Origin of the sequence: Streptomyces sp. NPDC087845 (assembly GCF_044742755.1) — a bacterium.
Taxonomy (GTDB): Bacteria; Actinomycetota; Actinomycetes; order Streptomycetales; family Streptomycetaceae; genus Streptomyces.
On sequence record NZ_JBIUVC010000008.1, the window covers coordinates 301933 to 324779 of the forward strand.

Annotated in this window: 21 protein-coding genes; 8 read left to right on the forward strand and 13 right to left on the reverse strand. The window is 71.5% G+C overall.

Annotated features, from left to right (window positions below):
* Positions 1-32: 32 nt before the first annotated feature.
* From ACIOMQ_RS22280 to ACIOMQ_RS22300, 5 genes are read right to left on the reverse strand one after another with little or no spacing between them, the layout of a single operon-like run.
* Positions 33-1973 (reverse strand): S9 family peptidase, encoded by a 1941-nt coding sequence (locus ACIOMQ_RS22280; protein WP_402189966.1) that lies wholly within the window; start codon positions 1971-1973, stop codon positions 33-35.
* Positions 1970-2758, reverse strand: coding sequence for an ATP-binding cassette domain-containing protein (locus ACIOMQ_RS22285; protein WP_362202655.1), 789 nt, complete (start codon positions 2756-2758; stop codon positions 1970-1972). Before ACIOMQ_RS22285 ends, ACIOMQ_RS22280 begins: the two co-directional genes overlap by 4 nt.
* Positions 2755-4671 carry a dipeptide/oligopeptide/nickel ABC transporter permease/ATP-binding protein gene (locus tag ACIOMQ_RS22290; protein WP_401754411.1) on the reverse strand — a complete coding sequence of 639 codons (1917 nt, stop codon included), beginning with the start codon at positions 4669-4671 and terminating at the stop codon, positions 2755-2757. Before ACIOMQ_RS22290 ends, ACIOMQ_RS22285 begins: the two co-directional genes overlap by 4 nt.
* A 2-nt stretch (positions 4672-4673) precedes the next feature.
* Positions 4674-5660 carry an ABC transporter permease gene (locus ACIOMQ_RS22295; RefSeq protein ID WP_362202661.1) on the reverse strand — a complete coding sequence of 329 codons (987 nt, stop codon included), beginning with the start codon at positions 5658-5660 and terminating at the stop codon, positions 4674-4676.
* The gene (locus tag ACIOMQ_RS22300; protein WP_401265270.1) at positions 5660-7204 is read right to left on the reverse strand and encodes an ABC transporter substrate-binding protein; all 1545 of its coding nucleotides are present in this window, start codon (positions 7202-7204) and stop codon (positions 5660-5662) included. The genes ACIOMQ_RS22295 and ACIOMQ_RS22300 overlap by 1 nt, the downstream gene beginning before the upstream one ends.
* A gap of 279 nt (positions 7205-7483) precedes the next feature.
* Here ACIOMQ_RS22300 and ACIOMQ_RS22305 point away from each other — a divergent pair, with 279 nt between their 5' ends.
* Positions 7484-8050: a DUF4291 domain-containing protein gene (locus tag ACIOMQ_RS22305; RefSeq protein ID WP_362202667.1), complete on the forward strand. Its 567-nt coding sequence runs from the start codon at positions 7484-7486 to the stop codon at positions 8048-8050.
* Between the two features lie 227 nt (positions 8051-8277).
* Here the strand turns inward: ACIOMQ_RS22305 and ACIOMQ_RS22310 are convergent, their stop codons facing one another.
* Positions 8278-9300 carry an aminoglycoside phosphotransferase family protein gene (locus ACIOMQ_RS22310; RefSeq protein WP_402189969.1) on the reverse strand — a complete coding sequence of 341 codons (1023 nt, stop codon included), beginning with the start codon at positions 9298-9300 and terminating at the stop codon, positions 8278-8280.
* A 273-nt stretch (positions 9301-9573) separates the two neighbouring features.
* Here ACIOMQ_RS22310 and ACIOMQ_RS22315 point away from each other — a divergent pair, with 273 nt between their 5' ends.
* Complete coding sequence (locus ACIOMQ_RS22315; RefSeq protein ID WP_362202673.1) at positions 9574-10380, forward strand: SAM-dependent methyltransferase; 807 nt, start codon at positions 9574-9576, stop codon at positions 10378-10380.
* A gap of 131 nt (positions 10381-10511) precedes the next feature.
* Here the strand turns inward: ACIOMQ_RS22315 and ACIOMQ_RS22320 are convergent, their stop codons facing one another.
* A complete protein-coding gene (locus ACIOMQ_RS22320) occupies positions 10512-11021 on the reverse strand; it encodes a DUF664 domain-containing protein (RefSeq protein ID WP_362202676.1) in 510 nt (169 codons plus the stop codon).
* A 210-nt stretch (positions 11022-11231) separates the two neighbouring features.
* Here ACIOMQ_RS22320 and ACIOMQ_RS22325 point away from each other — a divergent pair, with 210 nt between their 5' ends.
* On the forward strand, positions 11232-12155 hold the full coding sequence (locus ACIOMQ_RS22325; protein ID WP_362202679.1) for an aminoglycoside phosphotransferase family protein: 924 nt from the start codon (positions 11232-11234) through the stop codon (positions 12153-12155).
* A gap of 148 nt (positions 12156-12303) precedes the next feature.
* On the opposite strand, the gene ACIOMQ_RS22330 is transcribed toward ACIOMQ_RS22325, so the two are convergent.
* The 5 genes from ACIOMQ_RS22330 to ACIOMQ_RS22350 all read right to left on the reverse strand — a co-directional run bounded on the left by ACIOMQ_RS22330 (position 12304) and on the right by ACIOMQ_RS22350 (position 17505).
* Complete coding sequence (locus tag ACIOMQ_RS22330) at positions 12304-13914, reverse strand: APC family permease (RefSeq protein ID WP_401754402.1); 1611 nt, start codon at positions 13912-13914, stop codon at positions 12304-12306.
* Positions 13915-14108: 194 nt separating this feature from the next.
* The gene (locus ACIOMQ_RS22335) at positions 14109-15119 is read right to left on the reverse strand and encodes an MsnO8 family LLM class oxidoreductase (protein ID WP_402189973.1); all 1011 of its coding nucleotides are present in this window, start codon (positions 15117-15119) and stop codon (positions 14109-14111) included.
* Positions 15120-15293: 174 nt separating this feature from the next.
* On the reverse strand, positions 15294-15485 hold the full coding sequence (locus tag ACIOMQ_RS22340) for a DUF6381 family protein (protein ID WP_389793581.1): 192 nt from the start codon (positions 15483-15485) through the stop codon (positions 15294-15296).
* An 86-nt stretch (positions 15486-15571) separates the two neighbouring features.
* Positions 15572-16243, reverse strand: coding sequence for a response regulator (locus tag ACIOMQ_RS22345; protein ID WP_401265283.1), 672 nt, complete (start codon positions 16241-16243; stop codon positions 15572-15574).
* A 5-nt stretch (positions 16244-16248) separates the two neighbouring features.
* Positions 16249-17505, reverse strand: a complete 1257-nt coding sequence (locus ACIOMQ_RS22350; protein ID WP_402189976.1) for a sensor histidine kinase — start codon at positions 17503-17505, stop codon at positions 16249-16251.
* A gap of 164 nt (positions 17506-17669) precedes the next feature.
* Between ACIOMQ_RS22350 and ACIOMQ_RS22355 the strand changes: the two genes are divergently transcribed.
* Positions 17670-18449, forward strand: coding sequence for a class I SAM-dependent methyltransferase (locus ACIOMQ_RS22355; protein ID WP_401987357.1), 780 nt, complete (start codon positions 17670-17672; stop codon positions 18447-18449).
* A 4-nt stretch (positions 18450-18453) separates the two neighbouring features.
* Here the strand turns inward: ACIOMQ_RS22355 and ACIOMQ_RS22360 are convergent, their stop codons facing one another.
* The gene (locus ACIOMQ_RS22360) at positions 18454-18912 is read right to left on the reverse strand and encodes a hypothetical protein (RefSeq protein WP_362202700.1); all 459 of its coding nucleotides are present in this window, start codon (positions 18910-18912) and stop codon (positions 18454-18456) included.
* 462 nt (positions 18913-19374) lie between these two features.
* On the opposite strand from ACIOMQ_RS22360, the gene ACIOMQ_RS22365 reads away from it, so the two are divergent.
* From ACIOMQ_RS22365 to ACIOMQ_RS22380, 4 genes are all read left to right on the forward strand, one after another.
* Positions 19375-19698 (forward strand): hypothetical protein, encoded by a 324-nt coding sequence (locus ACIOMQ_RS22365; RefSeq protein WP_401265289.1) that lies wholly within the window; start codon positions 19375-19377, stop codon positions 19696-19698.
* 90 nt (positions 19699-19788) lie between these two features.
* Positions 19789-20241: a GNAT family N-acetyltransferase gene (locus ACIOMQ_RS22370; RefSeq protein ID WP_402189979.1), complete on the forward strand. Its 453-nt coding sequence runs from the start codon at positions 19789-19791 to the stop codon at positions 20239-20241.
* Between the two features lie 339 nt (positions 20242-20580).
* Positions 20581-21645: a tetratricopeptide repeat protein gene (locus ACIOMQ_RS22375; protein WP_362202708.1), complete on the forward strand. Its 1065-nt coding sequence runs from the start codon at positions 20581-20583 to the stop codon at positions 21643-21645.
* Positions 21642-22694: a polyprenyl synthetase family protein gene (locus ACIOMQ_RS22380; protein ID WP_362202711.1), complete on the forward strand. Its 1053-nt coding sequence runs from the start codon at positions 21642-21644 to the stop codon at positions 22692-22694. Before ACIOMQ_RS22375 ends, ACIOMQ_RS22380 begins: the two co-directional genes overlap by 4 nt.
* Positions 22695-22847 lie beyond the last annotated feature (153 nt).

Sequence of the window (22847 nt, forward strand, 5' to 3'; positions counted from 1 at the left end):
TTCGTTCAACTGATTCAGCGGATTCGGCGGTTTCAGCGGTCGGTGTGTGTCGTGACCCATTCGATCAGCCGGCGGGAGTAGTCCTCCCGGTGCGAGGGCCGGCCGTCCAGGAGGAACAGGTGCGAGCTGCCGGGGTACACGACCAGCCGGGCCGGCACGTCCCGGGTGCGCAGCGCGTGGAACCACTGTTCGGCCTGGCCGACCGGGCAGGTGTCGTCGGCGCCGCCGTGCAGGATCAGGGTGGGCGCGCGCACCGCGCCGGCGTGGCTGATCGGCGAGAGCTCCGTCAGCCGTTCCGGGTCGCCGATCTCGAAGTCGGCGATCAGGTGTCCTTCCTCGGAGGTGCCGGCCATGCTCCTCAGATCGACCAGGATGCCGCCCGGTACGGCGGCGGCGAAAACGTCGCTGCGGGCGGAGAGCCAGCAGGTCAGATATCCGCCGTAGCTGTAGCCGGTGAGCGCGATCCGTTCCGGGTCGACGAGCCCCTCGGCGACGAGGGCGGCGACCGGTTGCAGGACGTCCTGCTCGTCCGTCTCGCCCCAGGTGCCCACGGCGGCCGTGTAGAACGCCTCGCCGTAGCCGTCGCTGGCGCGGACGTTGAGCGTCAGGATCGTCCAGCCCCGCGAGGCCAGCTCCTGGTGGTAGAGGTGGACCGGATCGGAGTGCGGGGCCCAGGCGTTGTGCGGTCCGCCGTGCACGTCCACCAGCAGCGGCCCGCCCTCGGGCGCCCCGGCGGCACGGGTGATCATGCCGTGCACCACCGTCCCGTCCGAGATGGTGAACTCGCGTTCGGTGACCGGGTGGAGGGCGATCTCGGGCAGCGACCGGGCCATGTGGCCGGTGAGTCGCGCGGGCTGTCGCCCGGCCGACGGCTCGCGCGGTCCCGCGGACGTCCAGGCGTCCAGATCGAGCAGGGCGATCTCGGCGAAGTTCGACGCGTCGGAGACCACCACCGCCGCTCGCCCGGCCTTCGTGGCGACCGAGCAGCCGCTGACCCCGGTGCCCGCGGGCAGCGGGGACGCACTGATTCCGGCCGCGTCCACCCGGTACAGCCGTGTGGCGCCCCGGTCGCGGGCGCAGAACACGATGGCATCACCGTGGAACTGCGGCAGCGCTCCCGGGTAACCCGGGCCGCCGGGCAGGACGTTGCGGTCCAGAGCGGCGCTGAGCGACACCGGCGCCGATCCGTCCAGGGGCTGGCGCAGCAGCTCCAGGTGGCCGACGCCGAATGCGGGCCGGCCGACGACGAGCAGCGCGGATCCGTCGGGGAACCAGCTCACCGGACCGGCGAGACCGTCGGCGGGGCCGATCCGGCGGGGCTCGGGCGCGTCGTCCCCGACCCCTACGACATGGGCGGCCGAGGTCCCGAGCACCGCCGCGTCCGGGCCGCTCTGCGCCGGGTAGGCGAGCTGCGTGCCGTCGGGCGACCAGGTGGGCGGGCCGGCGTGCCGGTCGCCCTCCGTGACCCGGCGGACCTCGCCGGACTCCACGTCCACCACGAACAGCTGGGTCCGGACGGATCCGATCAGGCCCGCCCCGTCCGCCTTCCAGCCGAGGGCGTCGATGACGACGGGGGCGGCGGCGTCGCGCCGGGTCTCGGGGGCCGAGTACGCGATCCGCGTTCCGTCCGGACTCCACACCGGTGTCCCGGCCCCCGCCGGGCACCGGGCGGGCGTGGTGAGCGGCATGGCCTCTCCCCCGTCGACGGACAGCAGATGCAGCTGCCCCACGCGCAGGAACGCCAGTCGCGTACCGTCCGGGGACCAGCGCGGCGCGGTGTCCGCGGGACCGTGGGTGAGCCGCCGGGCCGGACCGCCCCCGCCGCGCACCTCCCAGATGGACCGCACCACACGGTCGTTCTCGGCGTCCTGGGTGGACAGTGTGTAGGCGACACGTTCGCCGTCGGGGGAGAGTGCAGGATCACCGGGGATCTCGAACCGGTACAGGTCGTCGATCGTCAGCGGTCGGGTCATGATGCCTCCTCGGCGAGGGCAAGGGTGGGTACGCAGGAGATCAGGTTCCGGGTCGTCGGGTGCTCCGGGCGCTCCAGCACCCGTTCGGTGGGGCCGCATTCGACGAGGTGTCCGCCGTCCATCACGGCGACCTGGTCGGACAGGTACCGGACGACCGCGAGGTTGTGGGAGATGAAGAGCATCGCGAAGCCCAGCTCGCGCTGGAGCCCGCGCAGCAGGTTGAGCACCGCACCCTGGACGGAGACGTCCAGGGCCGAGGTGATCTCGTCCGCGATCAGCACGGCCGGCCGGGCGGCCAGGGCCCTTGCCAGGGCCACCCGTTGGCGCTGGCCGCCCGAGAGCGCGTCCGGGGTGAGTACGGCCCGCGCGGGGTCGATGCCGACGAGCTCCAGGTAGCGGGCCACCTCCGCGTCACGTGCGGCGCGGCGTTCGCGGGCCGGTGCCCTGCGGACGGGTGCCTCGTGCGAGCCGGTTTCGCGGGGCAGCGCTTCGGCGACCGACGCGCCGATGGTCATGCGCGGGTCGAGCGAGGCGTACGGGTTCTGGAACACCAGCTGCACCCGGCTGCGTCCGCGCCGTCGGGCGGCCTCGCCGCCGGCGACCAGTACACGCCCGCAGTGCACCGGTGCCAGGCCGACGACGGCCTTCCCGAGGGTCGACTTGCCCGACCCGGACCCGCCCACCAGTCCGGTGACCGTTCCCTCCGGCACCAGCAGGTCGACATTCTCCACCGCGGTGAAGCGGCCGTAGCGCACGGTGATCCCCCGCAGCTCCAGTGAACTCATGACGTTGCCTCCGCTCCGTGCGAGGTGGCTTCGACGGGGGCGCCGACCGTCACCGCGTCCACCGGGTACCAGCAGGCGACCTTGCGGCCCGGTCCGAGGTCGGCCAGCGCGGGAGCCTCGCCGCGGCAGCGTTCCCGGGCGCGTTCGCAGCGCGGCGCGAAGGGGCATCCCGGGCCGGTCTCCCCCGGTTCCGGGGGCCGGCCGGGGATGGTCGCCAGTTCCGTGCCTGGATCCGTGGCCATGGTCGGGACGGCCCCCACCAGCGCCCGGGTGTACGGGTGGGCCGCGCCGCCGGCCAGTTGGGCGACCGGGAGGTCCTCGACGATCAGGCCGCCGTACATCACGAGGACCCGTTCGCAGACCTGGGCGACGACGGCGAGGTCGTGGGAGATCAGCAGCAGTGCGGCGCCGGATTCCTCGCGCACCTCGGCGAGCAGGTCGAGGACCTGCTGCTGGACGGCCACGTCGAGCGCCGTGGTCGGCTCGTCGGCGATGATCAGCTTCGGCTCCCCCATCAGGCCCATCGCGATGACGGCCCGCTGCCGCATTCCTCCGGAGTATTCGTGCGGCCGCTGCCGGGCGCGCCGTTCCGGCGTGGGGATGCGGACGGCGCGGAGCCGGTCGACGGCGCGGTCGGTGGCCTGTGCGCGGCTCGCCCCGAGGTGCACCTCGGCCACCTCGGCGAGCTGGCGGCCCACCCGCAGGGCCGGGTTGAGCGAGGCCATCGGGTCCTGGAAGACCATGGCCAGTTCGGTGCCCAGGGGCGGTTCCGCCCGCAGGTCGTGGCCGTCGAAGCGGAGCGTCGCCGCGGAGACCTGTCCCAGGTGCGGGACCAGATCCGCCAGGGCCAGCGCGCTCAGGCTCTTGCCGGAACCCGATTCGCCGACCAGGCCGACGGCCTCGCCCACGGCGATGTCCAAGTCGATCCCGCGTACGGCCTGCCGCCCGCCGGGGAACGTCACCCGCAGGTCGCGTGCCCGGACCAGGGCCCCGCCGGCGCCGTCGGCGGCCGCTTCGTCCTGCGCCCTCGACCGCTCCGGCGGCGTCGGCTCCGGTGCCTGCGGCGCCCGTCGGCCACCGGCCTGCGCGAGCACCTCACCGACCAGAGCGAACATCAGCCCCGTCAGGACCACGGCCGCGCCGGGCGCCAGTGCCGCGGCCGGATTCACATAGATCCGGTTCAACTGCTCGTTGAGCAGCCGCCCCCAGTCGTATTCGGGCGGCTGTACGCCCAGTCCGAGGAACGAGAGGCCGGAGAAGGCGACGATGATGCTGCCCGCGGCCTGGGTGGCGAACAGTACCGACGGCTCGACGATGTTGGGGAGCAGATGGCGTACCACCAGCTTGAACCGGCCCACGCCGAGGATGCGGGCCGCGGCGACGTAGTCGGAGCCGGCGATCGACGCCGTCAGGTTCTGCACCAGCCGTGCCATGGGCGGGACCATGGCCAGCCCCACGGCGAACACCGCCCCGGTGCTTCCCACACCGAGGATCGTGGCGAGGAAGAGCAGGAACAGCAGCCCGGGGAAGGCGACGAGTACGCCGACGGTCGCGATGATGAGCCGGCGAAGGCGTCGGCCCACCACCGCCGGTGCCACACCGAGCAGCAGCCCGCCGCCGACCCCGATCAGGGCAGCCAGCAGGGTCAGCCGCAGGGTCAGCCGGGTCGCGACCACCACTCGCGCGGCGATGTCGCGGCCGAGCTGGTCGGTGCCCAGCAGGTGGGCGGCGCTGCTGCCCTGGTTGATCGCGTCCGTGTCGACCCGTGCGGCCCGATCGCCGAGCAGGACCGGCCCGAACACGGCGACCAGCGCCACCAGCAGGCATGCGGTCAGCGCGGTGATGCCGATCGGCGTTCTGAGCGTGCGCCCGAGACGGTGCCGGAGCGAGGTGTCCTGCTTCTGATGAGGCATCGTCAACTCCCGCGGACGGTGGACTGGGGGTCGGCGACGGCCACGGCCACGTCGACGGCGAAGGTGATCAGCAGTGCGGCCGCCCCGTAGACCAGTACGACGCCCTGGACCAGCGGATAGTCCTTCTCGGTGATCGCCTGGACGATCGTCGTGCCGAGGCCGGGCCAGGCGAAGACGTTCTCGACCAGTACGGTGCCGGCGAGCAGCGAACTGAACAGCAGGCCGCCCAGGGTGAGCGAGGAGGTGAGCAGGTTGGGCAGCGCATGGCGCAGATAGCGCAGCCGGGCCGGGAGCCGCTTCGCCCGCGCGGTCCGCATGTAGTCCTCGCCCAGCACCCGCAGGGTCTCGACCCGCACGATGCGCGACAGGGTCGCCGCCGGGACGACGGTGAGTGCCAGCACCGGCAGTACGTAGGAGTCCGGGCCGCCCTGCGACGCCACCGGGAAGACCGGCCACGCCACCGCGAACGCCGCGATCAGGCCGACCGCCAGCAGGAACTCGGGCACCGCGCCCAGAAATCCGGTGACGCCGGTGAAGGCGAGCTCGCCACGCCGTCTGCGTCCGTCCTTGGTCAGCACAGCAGCCGTCATCCCGACCGGGATGGCGAGCAGCAGGATCAGCGCGAAGGCGGGGACGGCGATCTGCAGGGTCGCCGGGAGCCGGCTGGAGATGATCTCGGAGACGGGCATCTGGGCGCCGATGGAGTCACCGAGCCGCCCCTGGAAGAGGTGGCCGACGAAATCGCCGTACTGCTTCAGCAGCGGCTGGTCCAGGCCGAGCGAGTGCCTGCGGGCGGCGATCAGCGCCGGGTCGGCGGCGGTGCCGAGCGACGAGCGCACCGGGTCGCCGGGGATCAGATGGATCATCGCGAACGCGGCCGTGACCAGCGCCGCCAGCGACACCACCAGCCGCCAGGCGCGACGCAGGGCGAAGCCGGCCCAGGGACTGCGCACCGTCGCACCCAGGGAGTTCAGGGTGATCGTCGCCATCAGCCGGCGCTCCGCCGCAGCGTGCTGGGGACGATACCGGCACCGTCCACCTGGAAGGTGATGCCCTTTCCGTAGTAGCGGATGGGCCTGCTGACGATCGGCACGATGTCGATGTGCTTGACCAGGGCGGCATCGGCCGCTTCCCACAGGGCGCAGCCCGAGGCGCCGGGCTCCGCCGCGGCCTGCGCGGCGAGGCGGTGGTAGTCGGGGTTGTCGATCGAGCCGAAGTTGTTGCCCTTCGGCGGCGGCGGCCCGTCGTAGAACTGGGTCAGCTGGTCCGGGAGCGTGACTCCGATGGGCGCCCAGGCCACGTCCCAGTCGCCGCCGCTGAGGGTGCTGAGGATGCTCGATGAGCCGGTGGGTTTCGCGGACGCCTTCACACCGAAGGACGTCCACTGCTGTACGGCGAGTTCGACCGCCGAGGCGACCTGCGGGCCCTGATTGGTCGGGTAGCTGAGCCCGACGGCGAGCGGTTTGCCGTCCTTGGCCCAGGTGCCGCCGCTCTTCGCCCAGCCGGCCGCGGTGAGTGCGGCGGCGGCCTGCCCGGTGTCATGGGCGGGCAGGTTCCCGGTCACCGTGTCGCCGGTACAGGGAGTGGGGGCGGTCTCGCCGATGCCGGTGGCGGGCTTGCCCTTCCCGCCGGTGGCGACGTTGGCGAGCTGCTTCAGGTCCAGTACGGAGACCAGCGCCCTGCGTACGGCCGGGTCGGCGGCCGGACGGCCGGCGGCCTGGTTGAACAGGAACTGCCCGGACAGCGCCTCGGAGCTCTCGTTCTTCACCTTGGCCGCGTCCAGCCGGTCCTGATCGGCGCCGTTGATCACGGCCCCGTTGATCTGCCCGGCCATCAGGAGGTTGGCCGCGGTCGACTCGTTGGCGACCACCTTGAAGACGAGCTTGCCGGGGAGGTCCGTGGCGTGGGATCCGCCGGGCCCCCAGGTGTACTTGTCCCGTTTGACGTACGTGTAGTGGTCGCCCGGAACCGCTTCGGTCAGCCGGTACGGTCCGCTCGCGGCAGTGGCCTTGGCCAGCGCGGCCGGTGATGCCAGGCTCTTCTTGCAGAGCAGCGGCAGCAGCCGGGACATCTCCACGATGAACGGCGCGGGCTTCGTCGTGGTGACGGTGACGGTCCGGCTCGCCCTGTCGGCCTTCGCCACGGCGGTGACGGGGACGGAGAGCCCCAGCAACGGCGACTGGTTCTTCGGATCGGCGATGTGGTTGTACTCGGCGGCCACATCGTCCGCGGTGAGCGGCGATCCGTCCTCGCAGGTCACCCCGGATCGGATGGTGAACTGTGCGGAGGTGGCCGTGGCGGACCATTTCTCGGCCACACCGGATACGACCTTGCCGTCGGCCGCGACGTGCACGAGCGTGTCGTACGCGAAGGAGTTCATCGACAGTGCGGTGCTGGCCAGCGCGGTCGTGGGGCTGAGAGTGCCCGGATCGGCGGCCACGGCGAACACCACCGCCGACCCGCCGGCGTCGTTGGCGGCCGAGCCGCCACCGCACGCGGCCGCGGTGGCGACCACGCCCAGGACCGTGGCCATCGCAGCCGCGGACCGGGTCCCTCGCCTCGTTCTGCTTCTCGTCTCCGAGCCTGCGGTGCTGGCCATGGTCACCTCCGAGGGAGCGGCACGCCGCCGCCGAGTGAGGGAACCTTAGGCAGCCGTGCAGCGGGGCCGAATGGTGGCGCCGCACGAAAAACCGTTTCGCCGACGGTGCGCCGCGACGAAGACGAACACCAGGGTGCGAGGGCATGAACAGTCCGGTCGGGCGGAGCGAAAACCCGTTCGCGACGGAACCGGGCGCCTGGCAGCCTGTGGCGCATGACTGCCCAGTACCAAGTGCGCGCCCACTTCGATGCCGAGACGATGGTGGTCTACCAGGCCTATTCACCGGCGGTCGCCGATCCGTCCCTGCGGGCGAAACGGTTCGTGACGCCGTTCTCCTTCAACCGGATGACCTGGATCAAACCGTCGTTCCGGTGGCTCATGCACCGCAGCAACTGGGCGCAGAAGCCGGGGCAGGAGCGCATCCTGGCGGTACGGATCACCCGTGCCGGATGGGAGGAGGCTCTCTCCCAGGCCGTGCTGACGACGGCCGACCCGGCGGCCGTCGGCCGGGCTCCCGTACACGTCCAGTGGGATCCCGAACGCTCGCTGCGCGGGGCGGCCCTCAATCACTACAGCATCCAGGTCGGAATCGGACGCGGGCTGATCCGCACCTTCGCGGAGGACTGGGTCGTCGACCTCACCGACGTCACCCCGCAAGTCCGCAAGATCGCGGCACTCAAGCAGGGCGGCCGGTCCGCGCAGGCCCAGCGGCTGCTGCCGCCCGAGCGGATCTACCCGGTGCCGAGGGCCCTCGCGAAGAATCTCCTCATCGACGGATGAGCGCCGGACCCTGCACCGGCCCCGGCTCGTTCACTCGGCCGATGCGCCGCCCGGTCGCGGTGACTCCGGAACCAGGGGGTGTCGAAGGGCGGCTGCCGAGTGCGGGAGCGGCGGGTCGGTGAGCAAACGGTGGACATACTCGGCGGTGGAGCCGTCGACGCGGCTCCACTCGCGAGTTCGCCATCGGCGAGCACCTGCTTCCGCTCTTCCGGCAGGCGCGAGGGCCGCTACAGCGGCAGTGACAGCTGCGGCGGTGGCTCGGTGAGGAGTTCCAGCAGCCAGCGGGCGCTCTCCTCCTCGCCCGCCGTGCCGGACGTACCGGGAAAGAGGCGTCCCCAGGAGACGGCCCGGCCGATCGCTCCCAGCCGCCACGCCAGACTCACCGCGCGCCGCAGTTCCGCCTTCGTCCGGCCGTTGCCCTCCCACGGCTCCAGGTAGGCGTCCTGCAACCGGGGCAGCGTCTCGGGCCCGAACCGCTCGCTGGCCTGACGGGCGGGAACCAGAAAGCTGCAGAAGGGATGGGCGACGGCCGCGTCGCCCCAGTCGAAGAAGGTGAAACGGCCCGGCTCGGGCGCGAAGAGCTGACCGTCGTGCAGATCGGAGTGGTCGAGGGTGTCGGCGATGCCCGCGCCCTCAAGCTCCTCGCACCACTCCGCGAGGCGCGGCCGGAGCGCGCGCAACGCCTTGAGGCCGGCGGGTTCCAGCACGGTGTTCCCGTCCACCATCCGGTCGAGGGTCCCGGGGAGCGCGGCCGTGCGGGCGCCGGGGACACCGAGCAGTTCGATCTGCTCGGTGTACGGCAGGAGTTCTCGTTGCATTCCGGCGTACTGGCGCAGTGGCTCCTCCCAGGCGCGTGGATCGACCGGGCCGCGGGCGGAGTCGAGTACGTCCCTGAAGAGCGCGCCGCCGTCCGGGAGCAGCGACCAGCCGCGGCCGGCGTCGACGGCGAGGGGCTTCAACACGTACGCGGGCACCCAGCGGGACAACGCCTCGGTCAGGCCCGCCTCGAAGGCGCTGGCAGGCGGGTTGGCCTTGAACCAGACGGCGTCGCGTCCCCCGACGGACATCCGTACCAGCACGGACCACGGCCGGAGCCTCACCTTCCGTGGCCCCGTTTCACGCAGTCCGTGAGCGGCGAGCCCGCGCTCCGCCCATCCGAGTGCTTCCTCCCGCCAGGTTTCCTGCTCCCAGGGCGTCAGCGCGTTCGGGTACTGCCCCCGGTCCACGATGTCCGGCGCGTCACGTTGCATCGCGCCATCCCATCACCGTGGCCGGCCGACCTCCACCTGGTTTATGCGGTACGTGCGACGACGGCGATGTCGCTGCTCCCCGCAGTCAACGCCCCGACCTGGAGGGGAGACCGGCACCGGAATCACCACCTCCACCGCGCCCCGCGGCTGTTGACCGGCTGTCCGCAGATCCGCTCCCCGGTTGTGCTCCGGCCGGAGGCGCAACCTCCTTCGCGTCCTCGGTGGTGATCAATACCTCAGGCATGTGCGGGAGGCATATGTGAAGATCTGGCCATGAGTACATCTTCGCAGTCGCCGGCCGACAGGCTTCAGACGGACCGGCCGCACTCGGCACGCGTATGGAACTACCTGCTGGGCGGCAAGGACAACTACACCGTCGACCATCAGATGGGCGACATGATTCTCAAGACGTTTCCGGACTTCGCCGACATCGCCCGGCTTCAGCGAGCCTTTCTGGCCCGCGCCGTGCGCTTCCTGACCGCGGAGGCGGGCATCCGTCAATTCCTCGACATAGGCACGGGCCTGCCCACGGCCGACAACACGCACGAGGTCGCCCAGCGGGTGGCCCCGGAGTCGAGGATCGTGTACGTCGACAACGACCCGCTCGTCCTGACCCATGCCCGTGCTCTGCTCGCCAGCACCCCCGAGGGCGCGTGCGCGTACATCGACGCCGATGTGAGGGACGTCGACGCGATCCTTGCCGAAGCAGCCAGGACACTGGACTTCAGCCGGCCGATCGGGCTGACCATGCTCGGGATCATGGGCCAGCTCCCCGATGAGGACGACCCGTGGTCGCTGGTCGACCGGCTGCTGGACGCACTCCCCTCGGGAAGTTACCTGGCCCTCAGCGACGGCACGAACACGAGTGAATCGCTGAACCTGGCCGTTGCCTCCTACAACGCCAATTCGGCCAGCTCGTACCATCTGCGCAGCCCGGAACGGATCGCCGACTTCTTCCACGGCCTGGAGTTGGTGGAGCCGGGCGTCGTCCGGACGTCGACCTGGCGCCCCGACCCCGCCCAGAGCCCGGCGGACGCCCAGCAGGGGCACGCGGTGAGCGGCATCGGCCTCAAGGTCTGAAACGCCGGGGTCCCCCGGACGCCGAGGCCATGTGGTCCATGCCCTCGGCCCCGGAGGACCAGGGGGCCGGAACGGGTGTCGGAGCGCACCGACGCCCCAAGCGGGCAACGGGCTTGCACCCGAGGGGAGTTCTACCGGCGTTCGAGCGAGCCCCGGACGAAGGCCGCCTGGCCTGCGTGCTGCAGGTCGTCCGCGATGACGCTGATCAGGCGGACCCCGAGGGTGACGGGCGGCGACCACGCCTCGTCGACGACGCGGTTCAGTGCCCTGCCGTCGAGTCCGCCGAGGAAATCGAGGGTCTGTTCATGGACGTCGTCGTAGTAGCCGAGCAGGAGTTCGGGTGAGCCCACCTGCACGGCCGCGACGTCCGCATGGCTGTGTCCGTACCCGGTGGCATTCTTCTCGAAGGGCAGGTCGAAGCGGGAGGCCCAGTCCCGGGTGAACCAGACCTGCTCGATGCCGGCCGCATCGGAGACGTGGTCGTCCTGAATTCGGGTGAGGTGCCACACGAGCCAGGCGATCGTGTTCGCCCCGGCGTCGAGGCGGGCATGGAGGTCGGTGGGTGACAGCCCCTCGACCGCCGAGTGCACCGCCTCCTGGACGCGGTTGAACGCGTCCGTCACAAGGTCAACGCTGTTCATGCCCCCACGATCCCCGTTCTTCCGCCCCTCTCCTGCCATCGACACGCGCCGCACCCCGACGTGTCGTGCGGTCATCGCCCTTGACGCGCGGGGCAATTCGGCGTCCCCGGTAGAATGGAGCCATGCTTTGACGCCTGCCCGGAATCCGGGCACCCCCCGAACTCCTTCGTACCTGAGCGAACCCGATTCCGACGAAGGAGAAGAACCGACATGAGCACGTCGAACCCCATCGACGTCCCCGAGGCGTTCGCCGCGTTGTACGACCGGCACAGCGGCGCATCCGGCCGTGCCTGGATCACCGCACTGCCGGGGCTGGCCGCGGAGTTCCTGGACCGTTGGACGCTGCGGCCGGACGGCCCTCCGGGGCATGGCATGGCCTCACTCGTACTGCCTGTGACCCGCGCCGACGGCGCACTCGCGGTGCTGAAGCTCCAGCAGGTCACCGAGGACAACATCGACGCCGCACCGGGCCTGCGCGCCTGGAACGGCAACGGAGTGGTGCACCTGCTCGACCACGACCCGGACACCGGCACCATGCTGCTGGAACGGCTGGACGCGGCCCGGCCGCTGTCGTCGGTGGCCGACGACAGCGCCGCCTTGCAGATCCTGGCCGAGCTGATGGCCCGCCTGGTCGCGGTACCCGCGCCACAGGGCTTCCGGCACCTGGCCGACATCGCCGCGGCCATGCTCGACGAAGTACCCCGTGCCGTGCCGGGTCTGCGCAATCCCGCCGAGCAGCGGCTGGTGCGCACCTGCGCGGCCGCGGTCGCCGAACTGATCGGCGAACCCGGCGACCGCTTGCTGCACTGGGACCTGCACTACGACAACATCCTCGCCGGGCAGCGGGAACCCTGGCTGGCCATCGACCCCGAACCCCTGGCCGGCGACCCCGGGTTCGAGCTGCTGCCCGCGATGGACAACCGCTGGCAGGAGGTCGTGGCGACCGGCGACGTGACACGCGCGGTGCTCCGCCGCTTCGACCTGCTGACCGAGGTACTCGGCCTGGACCGGCAACGGGCGACGGGCTGGACGCTCGGTCGCGTCCTCCAGAACGCGCTGTGGGACATCGAGGACGGCAGGACCGCACTGGAGCCGGCCCAGGTCGCCATCGCCACAGCCTTGTTGAACCGCTAGGGCGCGGAACCGGCCGGGGCCGGCCGGTGGTCCTCACCGGCGCCCGGCCGGAGGCACCGGAAACCCTCGATTTCCCTCATGCACCGTCGGGGGCCGGTCGATGGCAGGGCCACCGGGACCTTCCGGGGCCTGCCTCTCGCGATTCCGTTCAGGCCGCGGGTGCCGGGGCCTCGGCCGTTCCGAGGTGGTCGGCGCCCGAGCGCACGGCCCATACGAAGACGCCGAGGGACACGGCCCCGACCGCCACGGAGTCGTACGGTGCCGGCAGGCGCCCCGAACCGCCGAAGGTACCGAGCCAGGACAGTACGGTCAGCGCGGACAGATGGACGACCAGCCAGGCACCGTGGCGCAACTGGGCACGTACCGAAGGCCCTTCGGCACGACGCTGCTGGAACAGGAACAGCGGGACACCGAGCAGAACGAGCGGCAGGGCGAGCCGCAGGTCGTGCCAGCCCGACCAGAAGACGAACTCGGCGGCCACGACGAAACTGACCGGCGCGATCCAGCGCACCCCCGGCACCTCGCCCGCCCTCCGCGGCACTCCGCTCCCGCGCTCGTGTGCCCGGAACACGGCGACGGCGACGGCCGAAGCCGCGTAGGTCAGCAGATACATGTCGCCCATCACACTCACGATGTCCTGCCAGCCGCCGAAGGGCAGCATGAAGACGACGATGACGGCGAGGTTGAGCACCAGTGCCCGGTGCGCCATGCCGGAACGGGCATCGATCCGCATGAAGAAGCGGGGCAGCAGTCCGTTCTTCGCCAGGGCGTACGTGTGCCGGGCATCGATCGCCACCCCCACATAGGCCGAACCACCGGGAGAGATCACCGCGTCCGCGTAGAGCAGCGTGGCCAGCCAGTGCAGATTGAGCACCAGGGCGAGCTGCCCGAACGGCGACTCGAAGTCGACTCCCTGCCAGCCGTCGCCGAGCAGGGACTCGGGCACCGTGAACAGGAACGCCAGTTGGAGCCCGAGGTAGACCAGCACAGCGAGGCCGATTCCGGTGAGGACGGCGGCCGGCACGTTACGGCGCGGGTTGCGGGCCTCCCCCGAGAAGTCGAGCGGGGCCTGGAACCCGTTGACGGAGTAGACGATGCCTCCACCGGCGAGAGCGGTCAGACATGCCGCGTAGCCGTACGGTGCGAAGCCGCCGTGGTCGGTGAGACGCCCGGAGTGCGTGCCCGAGAGGAACAGCGCGACGACCGTGACGACGGGGACGACGACCTTGAACACCGACACCAGGTTGTTCAGCCGGGCGAACATCCGCACGGCGAACCAGTTGAGCGCGGTCAACAGGACACTCAGCCCGACGGCCACACCGAGGCCCGAGGCACTGAGCCTTCCGCCCGTGTGCAGCCCCGGCAGATAGTGCGCGGCGTACTGCATGATCGCGCTGATCTCCGCCGCCGTCCCGCCGACCGACAGCAGGACGGACCAGCCGATCACCGTGCCGACCAGCCGCCCGCTCGCGTACAACGGCCAGCGCACGGTGCCGCCGCCCTCCGGACGGGTGGCCCCGAGTTCCACCATGACGAGGGCGACCAGGCCGCACAGCGCGCCGGCCGCGATCCAGGACAGCAGAGCGGCGGGGCCGGCGGTCCGGGCGGCGTACATGGCCGCGAACAGCCAGCCCGACCCCAGGATGTTGGAGAAGCCGATCGCGGTCAGGCCCCAGAATCCGAGCTCCTTGCGGAGCCGACGCTCCTCGGCCAGCACGGCCGGGGTGGCGAGGGACTCCGCCGGCTGGTTCCGCGGCACGTGGCACGTCTCCCTCGGATGGTCCGGGACATACGGGGGCCAAGCGTGCCACGTGTGACGGCGGGAACCACCGGAGGATTGCCGCGCGCTGCGCGGATACGGGCGATACGGGTGAGTGTCCTGCAGCCATGGGGCGCACCCCCCGCAGGCGGCCGGGGGTGGGCAGCGACCGGGGCGGTCGGACGCCCCGGCGGTCAGCCGGCCAGGTCCGCGATCCGGGCCAGCCGGTGCAAGGAGTCCGTCAGCGCCGCGCGGTCATAGGTGCTGGTGGTGACGAGCACCTCGTCCGCACCGGTCTCCTCGATGGCCGATTCGAGCGCTGCGGACACGTCCTCCTCCGTGCCATGGAGGTGACCGCGCAATCCGCTCTCGTAGAAACCGCGTTCCTTCTCCGTCATGGTCAGTGCCTCGACCCGCTCGGCGGGGGCGAGCGGCGGGAACACGCCGTGCGCCCGGGAGTACGCCATGGCCCAGGCTTCCGGGATCAGGAGGCGCCGGGCCTCCTCCGAGGACCCCGCCGGCGCGATCGTGCCCGACACGACCACATAGGGCCGCGAGGCCCAGGACGAGGGACGGAACTCCCCGCGATAGCGGTCGATCGCCCGCAGCAGTTCCTCCCGGCCGCGGAGGTCCCCGACGACCAGTGGCAGCCCGGCCGCCGCCGCGATGCCCGCCCCCTCACCGACGGCCAGCACGAACGGGGGGACCCGCAGTCCCTCGGCGGGGCGGGCATGGACCTGCGGGTGGGCGCTCTGCGTGCCGTCCAGCCAGCCGAGCAGCTCGGTGAGCTGCCCGGCAAACCCCTCAGCCGCCGACTTGTCCCGGCCGAGTGCCTTGCGGACACCGCCGGTGAAGCCCACCGAGCGCCCGAGGCCCATGTCGATCCGGCCGGGGAAGAGGGACTCCAGGACACCGAACTGCTCGGCCACCACCAGCGGTTGGTGATTGGGCAGCATCACACCGCCCGTACCGACCCGAATGGTGGAGGTCGCCGCCGCGACCGCCGCGGCCAGTACGGTCGGTGCCGACCCGGCGACACCGGGCACTCCGTGATGCTCGGACACCCAGAACCGGTGGTACCCGAGCGCCTCGGCCTCCTGGGCGAGGCGCACGGTGTCACGCAGCGCTTCCGGGCCGTCATGCCCCTCGCGGGTGCGGGAGCGGTCGAGTACGGAAAACCGGGTGGATGCGATCACGGAGCTCACGCCCTTGTTCAACGCGCGGCCCGCGCCAGGATTCCCCGGCCGTGGACAAAACCGGCGTAGGCGGCCCCTGAACGGCGGCGCTCAGGGGCCGGCTGCGGCGGCGCGCCCATGGCGCCGGCGTGAAACGGCCGGGGCATGCGGTTGCCGCCCGGCTCGACCGCCCCGCGGGGGCGACTACTCCATGGGGTAGATGTCCCCGCTCGCCATGCCGCTGACCTGGTCGCTCTCCGCTTCGATCCTGCGGGCCTTGTCCTTCAGGCGCTGGCGTTCCTTGGGGTCGGTGGTGCGCTCGGCGGCGTCCTGGAGGTCCTTCGCCTTGGCGCGCATTTCCTTTATGCGACCGCGGTATTCCTCTGACTCGCTCATGATCACTCCTTGGATCTGTGGGCGGAGCGGACTCCGCCACGGAACCAGGTTTTCCGGTACACCGCACTCCGGGCAGTTACCCACCGTTACGCATGCGGCAACGGAGGGCCATCCGTCAGCCCGGCGTCCCGCGCGGCCAGAGCCGCTCGGACACGGTTGCCCACCTCCAGAGTAGTCAGGATGCGACTCACATGAGCCTTCACGGTGCTCTCGCTCATGCGGAGCCCGTCGGCGATCTCCGCATTGGTGGCGCCCTCGGCCAGCAGCGCCAGCACATCCCTCTCCCGCGGTGTCAGGCGCCCCACCCTCCCCCGGGCAGCGGCGGCGCCCGGCCGGGCGCCGCGGTGGTAGCGGTCGATCAGCCGTCGGGCTGCCGACGGATGCAGCATCGCCGATCCGGCGGCCACGACATGCACGGCCCGCAGAATCTCCGCGGGGTCCGAGTCCTTGAGCAGAAACCCGTCGGCGCCCGCCGCCAGCGACTCGTACACGTATTCGTCCAGGTCGAAGGTGGTCAGCGTGATGATGCGCGGCGGGTGGGGCAGCAGGCGCAGCCGTTCGACCGCCGCGATGCCGTCCAGCCTGGGCATCCGTATGTCCATGAGGGCTACATCCACTCGGTGCGCGGCAGCCGCCGCCACCGCCTGGAGACCGTCGGCCGCCTGAGCGACGACCTCGACGCCGGAGTCGGTCGCCAGCAGGTCGGTCAGGGCCAGTCGGACCAGGGCGTCGTCGTCGACCACCATCGTTCTGATCACCGCGCTCACCACCGGGCCCCCGTCCGGAACCATCCGCTGCGTCTCTCGGACCGCGCCACCGGCATCTTTCCGGTCTCCTTCTGCACCGGCATTCCGCGAGCGCCGTTCGGCGTCCGCCCCGTGTTCCCGCCCTGTGCGTGCAAGGGCAGCCGGGCCGCAAGCCGCCACCCGCCGTCCGTCCCCGGGCCGTGGTCGAGGCGGCCGTGCAGCCCGGCCACTCGGTCGGCGAGGCCGATCAGCCCGAAGCCCTGGCGGGCCTCCCCCTCGGTACGCGGTTCGGGACCGGCGGAAGGGTGGTTGACCAGCTCCACCTCGGTGGCGGGCGCACCGTAGTGCACCCTCAGCCGAACGGCCGAACCGGGTGCGTGTGTACGGGCATTGGTGAGACCTTCCTGAACGAGCCGGTGCACCACCATCAGGTGAGTGGCGGGCGCGGTGTCCGGATCGCCGGTCACCTCGGCCGCCACCTCCTGGCCGGTCGCCCCTACCTCGTCGAGGAGTTGGTACAGGTTCCGGATCGCGTGAGCCGGGGCCTTCCTCCGACCCGAGCCCTCCCGGACGTCGGTGCCCATGTCGTCCTCCGCGCGCAAGGCGCCCAGCACATCCCGCAGATCGTCCAGCGCCTGCGTGGAGGTGGCACGCAGCAGGGCGATGCGCTCGCCGGTCTGCGGCGGCAGCGATTCCGACCGCAACGCCAGCACCCCGGTGTGCAGCGCCAGCAGGCTCAGCCGATGGGCCAGCACATCATGCATGTCGGCCGCGATCCGGGCCCGTTCGGCCGACCTGGCCTGTTGGGCACGGAGTTCCGCCTGTTCGCCCAGTGAGTCGATCAGGCGTCGGCGGCTGTGCCACCACAGCCCCGCCGTCAGAGCCATCGCGCACAGCAGTCCGGCGCCGTACACCGGAGTGACGCCCCCGCTCAGCGGCGCGGCGCACACCCACGGGAGCACCCCCGCGACCGCCCCGGCCACCGCTGCAAGACGGACCCGCCCCTGGGCGGACAGGTGGAAGGTCATCACCGTCACGGGTTCGTACGCGCCCTGCGCGATCAGCGCCACCAGCGCGACACCCAGCACCGGGAGTGGGCCGCGCCAGCGCAGTGGCAGGACCAGCGCGGCCAGGACGGCCGCCACCGGCCCGACGGCCGGCGGTTGCATACCGAGGCGGGCCTTTACCACCCCCTGGACAACCAGCAGCAGCACCGCGCCGGAAAGCAACCACTCGGTCCATACCGGACCCCGATGAGGGTATTCGCGTTCCACCGGCCGATCGTAGGCAGCCCCGGCACCCGGGCCCATCGGTCTCTGGTCGCGTTCGCCCCCTACTTCGGTGGGGGTTCCGTACGCCTTGTTGATGACATCCGTATGGGTTCGCCCGGATACAACGGCCGATTCCCGGAGATCCCCCGATGCCTAGCGTCGCCGGTATGACTTCATGGCCCCGCTTCACCGACACCCGGCTCTTCGTCACCGAGGCCGTACGCGGCTTCCGTATCACCGGCGCGGTGGCACCCAGCAGCCGCCGACTCGCCGCCGCGCTCTGCGCACCCGCCGCCGAGCGGGCCGGACAACCGCTGGACGTGCTGGAGGTGGGCGCCGGCACCGGCCCCGTCACCCGCTTTCTGCTGCCCTTGCTCGCACCCGGCAGCTCGTTGGACGTGGTCGAAGCGAACCCGCGCTTCGCGGCGGTCCTGCGGAACATCGTCCATGAGGGGCAGCCGGACAGCGGAGGGTTCGCAACGCCCTCCCCTTCGCGTTCCCGGCCCCGCGTCCGCCGTCCCGACCGGCTCCGGAGCCCGGTTCGGGCCCAAGTCCACGAGACCCCTGTCGAACACCTGGCCACGCGGAAGTCCTACGACGTGATCGTCTCCGGTCTGCCCTTCACCAACTTCGCCCCGGACCTGGTCGCCTCGCTGATGGACCGCTACCTGGAACTGCTCCGCCCGGGCGGGTCGTTGACGTACTTCGCGTACGTCGGTACGGCCCGCGCCCGCAGACTGGTGGCCCCCGCCGCCGAAGTCGCCCGGCACCGGGCGGTGGAGGCCGTACTCGCCGAATGCCGGCTGCGCGGGGCGTCGGAGGGACGCACCGTGTGGGCCAACATTCCACCGGCCCGCGTATGGCGCCTGTACTCGACACCCTCTCCCGCCCACACGCCCGCCGCGCAGAACGAGCGATCGGCCGCTGCTCGTCCGGGCGCCGGCTGACCCTTCAGCCCCGGGTCCGCCGCCGGGGACACCGGGACGCGCACCCGCCCGCCCAGCGGAGGTCCGCGGCCAGGAAGCCGAGTCCGATACCCAGCATCCAGGAGTCCTTGGCCAGCGGGATGCCGTTCTGGGTGGGCCGCAGGCTGCCGGGCTCCCGCATTCCCGGCACCCGCAGGTAGAGGCCGAGCAGGCCGCTGGAGAACCCTGTCAGTGCCAGTCCGGCCAGCCGGGTCGGCACGAAGGGGGTGAGCAGGGTTCCGCCGACCGCGATCTCCGACCAGGCGAGCAGCCGGGTGAATCGTCCGGCTTCGATCTTCTTCAGGAACGGGTAGGCGATACAGGCCATGCCGTGCACGCCCTGGGCCGTCTCGTCGTCCGCCTTCAGCTTGCCCAGGCCGGAGTTCAGGATGAACGCACCGACGGCCAGGCGAGGGGCCACATCACGTGGTTCGAGCGTCGTCATGGGAGCCTCCGTCGTTCTGGTACTCGGCCCCCCGTCGAGCTTAACCAGAAGGCGTCGGCGGCGCTTCGCAGGGCGTCCGGCCACGCCCTCGGCGGTCCGGCCTCCCGTCGCCGCCGCCGCGTTGCCCGTCACCGTGACCGGCTGACCCCGGTCCGTCGTCTTCGAGGTGGTGTTCAAGCAGCTTACGAAGCGTGGTGAGGAGCGGTATTCGGGCAGAGCGCATCCGGAGACTCCCCTGGGATCAACAGCATCGGAGTGACGTACGAGCCGCGTGCCAGGATGTAAGCGATTGCTACGAATCCACGAGAGCTTCCCCCACGTTTCTGTCCATTACTACGGCCAGAGCCCGCGGAGCATCAGTAACCGCTCACGCCCTCGGGGCGCCGCGGAGGGAGATGGCAGCGCCGAATCGCTTGCGGTCGTGCGACTCGGCGGAAGTCGATGTCAGGTAGTTTTGGCCGGATGACGACGTATTACCGGAACGAGCAAGCGGCAAAGGACCAGCCGGCGCTGATGCCCGTGCGGTCCCAGGACGTGGACGAGGGCTACCGGCTCGTCGGCCCGGGCGGCGCCCTGACGGCCGTGGTGGAACACGTGCAGTGGGTCGACAACCACCCGGCCGGCCCGGACACGCATGTGGTCGTCTCGTTCGAGGACGGCTCCGACGTCGAGTTCCCGTTCGACGTTCCTCTCACCGTCGTCTGGCACGACGAGCGGCGCCCGGTTCTCCGGCCCGGTCTCGCCGCGGTCGCCCCCGCCTCGTGGGGCAGGCCGCTCGGCAGATGACGCATGGAGCCGAGGACCCGGCGCCGGTCCGACGCGCGTGCGCGGAAAACACGCTTGCCGTGTGGTCATGCGCGCGGATTCCCTGCCCCGGTGAGAAACCTTCGAATCGAACAGCCGGAGAGTGACGCCGCTCTCAAGGACTGGCAGCACGTCCACAACGTGATCATCCCCACCGCGCCCTTGTCCCTGGACGAAGTCCGTGAGTGCGCTCGGCGGAACCACTTGGAGGTCGCGTATCTCGACGGCGTCCTGGTGGGGTGCTCGACCGTGCGTCCGCCGACGAGTGCCGCGGATTCCGGGCCGACGACCGCCACAGTGATCGCCCGCGTGCTCGCCCCTCACCGCCGGCAGGGCTTCGGCGCGGAGCTCTACGCGCGAGGACCGGAGCGAGCGCGGGCGTCCGGCGCCGACATGATCGAGACGGTCGTCCTCTCCTGCAGCGCCGACGGGCTTCGGTTCGCACTGGCGCACGGGTTCGTCGAGGTCGAGAGGTACCTGCTGCCCGACGACAGCATCCCCTGGGTCGAGCTGCGACTGCCCTGACCGGCCCGGCAGCCCCAGCCGCACCGCACACCCGCGGCCGGGGCGGGGGCGGCTCGACACCGGCCTCCTGCACGGGGCCACCGCCCCCTGGCGCGAAGGCCACAACTCACCTGACGTAGAGTCACGGGACGTCGCGACGAGCGATGTTCGACTTCCGTTGACCGCGGAGCAACCTCGGACACGCGAGCACCGTCTTGATCTACAGCAAGGCGGTTCGCCGCAAGTGACAAGCCCCCACTACGAGTACCCGGGGCCGATCACCAGTCGACTATGCACTGAATGTATACATGAAGAGAATAGTCGCTCTGCCATCGGTCCGGCTACGCGCGAAAGGCTCCCATGCACAGCAAGGCACTGGCGCCCGAGTACCAAGGCGCCCTCACCAAGATGTCGGTGAACTCCTCTCTCACGGATGTACTGGCAGAAGGAGTACGTCACTTGCGGGAAGCCGAACTCACCGGGTCGCAACAGGAAGTGGCACGGTGCGGGCTGGCAGTGGCCGAAGCACATCGCAGGCTCGGCAACGTGAAGGACGCGGATCAGGCGTGGAAGGCCAGTTACCGGGCGGCCCGCTCGGCCGGCGACCAGGGGGCGATGGCCTGGGCCCTGTGGAGCGGCGGGACACTCGCCCGGCAACGTGGCGAACTCCGGCTCGCCTTCAGGCTGTTGGGGCTCGCGGCCGACATGGGGAAACGCGGCGGGGACATCGTTGCCCGTGGCTACTCCCTCGCCGGTCTTGCCGAGACCGGGCGAATACAGGGCGACTACCGGACCGTTGCGGCTCTGCACGAACAGCTGCTCGCCGAGGCGCGCGCCCGCGGCGAGGCACGCCACACCGTGTGGGCCCTGGAGGGCATCGCACAGATCCACCGCAACACCGGATCGCTCGACAGCGCCCTGGCCATGTTCGAGGAGGCGGCCGAACTGGCCGGGAACGCGGACGACCGGCGCGGCCGGGCGTGGGCCCTGCGGGGCATGGCGGACATCGTCTCCCTGCGGGACGACGACCCGGAGCGCGCACTGACCCTGCTCTCGGAAGCCGAACTCACGTGCCGTGAGATGAAGTTGTCCAGTGCGCTCGCGTACAACCACAAGATGCGCGCCAACGTGTTCTTCCGCGCCGGCCGATACGAGGAGGCGCGCGAGGTCTACGAGGAGGCGCTCGCCGAGTTCCGCGCCATGACCGAACCCCGGGGTGAGGCGCTGGCCCGGCTCGGTCTCGTCAAGTCGCTGGCCCGGCTGGGCCGCGACCTCGACGAGACCGCCGCCGACCTGGACGAACTGCGCCGCACCCTCAGCCGGATCGGGCTGCTCAACGCCCGGGACATGGTGGACAAGGCATACGCCGAACTCGGTGTGGCACCGGTCCGCGGACGGACGCACGAGGAAAGCGGGCGGCGATGACACCAGCGTCCGCAACCCGGCAGGCCCCGGCACCGCAGATCCTCGCCCGTTGCCGGGACCTCGTACGCCCGGCGCTCGTGCAGGCCGTGCAGCGTCTGCACCCGTGGCACACGGAAATGGCCGCCTTCTCCCTCGGGTGGGTCGCGGCGGACGGCAGTCCCGTCCCGGGCTCGCAGGGCAAGGGCGTACGCCAGGCCCTCGCGCTGCTCGGCGCCGAAGCCGCCGGAGCACCCGCGGAGGAGGCTGTCGTCGGCGCGGTCGCCGTCGAACTGATCCATGTCTTCTCCCTCCTCCACGACGACATCATGGACGGCGACGAGACCCGCAGGCAGCGCGCCACCGTCTGGAAGGAGTACGGAACCGGCCCCGCGATCCTGGCGGGCGACGCGCTCTTCGCACTGGCTGTACAGACGCTGGCCGAGGCGCCCGGTGTCCACGGCGCGACGGCGGTGCGGCATCTCGCCGCAACGCTGACCGACCTGGTGCGCGGTCAGGCCGAGGACCTGCTCTTCGAGACCCGGCCCTGGACCGGGCCCGAAGCGGTGAGCCCGCAGGAGTACCGGTCGATGGCCGAGCACAAGACGGGCGCGCTGCTCGGCTGCGCGGCGGGGCTGGGCGGAGTGCTGGCCGGAGCCCCGGCCTCGACCGTCGACGCCCTCGCCGGGGCCGGGCGGCATCTCGGCGTGGCGTTCCAGGCCGTGGACGACCTTCTCGGAATCTGGGGAGATCCGGAGGTCACGGGAAAACCCGTGCACGGCGATCTGCGCCGGCTGAAGAAGACGTACCCCGTGCTCGCGGCCCTGGCCGCCGGCCACCCCGCCGCCCGGCGCCTCGCCTCACTTCTCGGCACCGGCGATCCGCTCGATGCCGCCGGCGCCCGGCGGGCAGCCGATCTCGTCGAGGAAGCCGGTGGTCGCTCCGCGACCCTGGCCGAGGCGCAACAGCACCTGGACAGCGCGCGTCGCAGCCTGGAAAGCGTTCCGTTGGCCCCGGCCGCGCTCGGTGACATCCTCGCGCTGCTCCCGTTCTTCGTGGACCGCACCATGTGACCCGGCGCTGGGCCCCGGCCTCTCCCCCGGATGTCCCGTCGGGGGGGGGGGGGGGGGGGGGGGGCCCCCCCCCCCCCCCCCGCCCCCCCCCCCCCCCCCCCCCCCCCCCCCCGCCCCCCCCCCCCCCCCCCCCCCCACCACCCCCCCCCCACG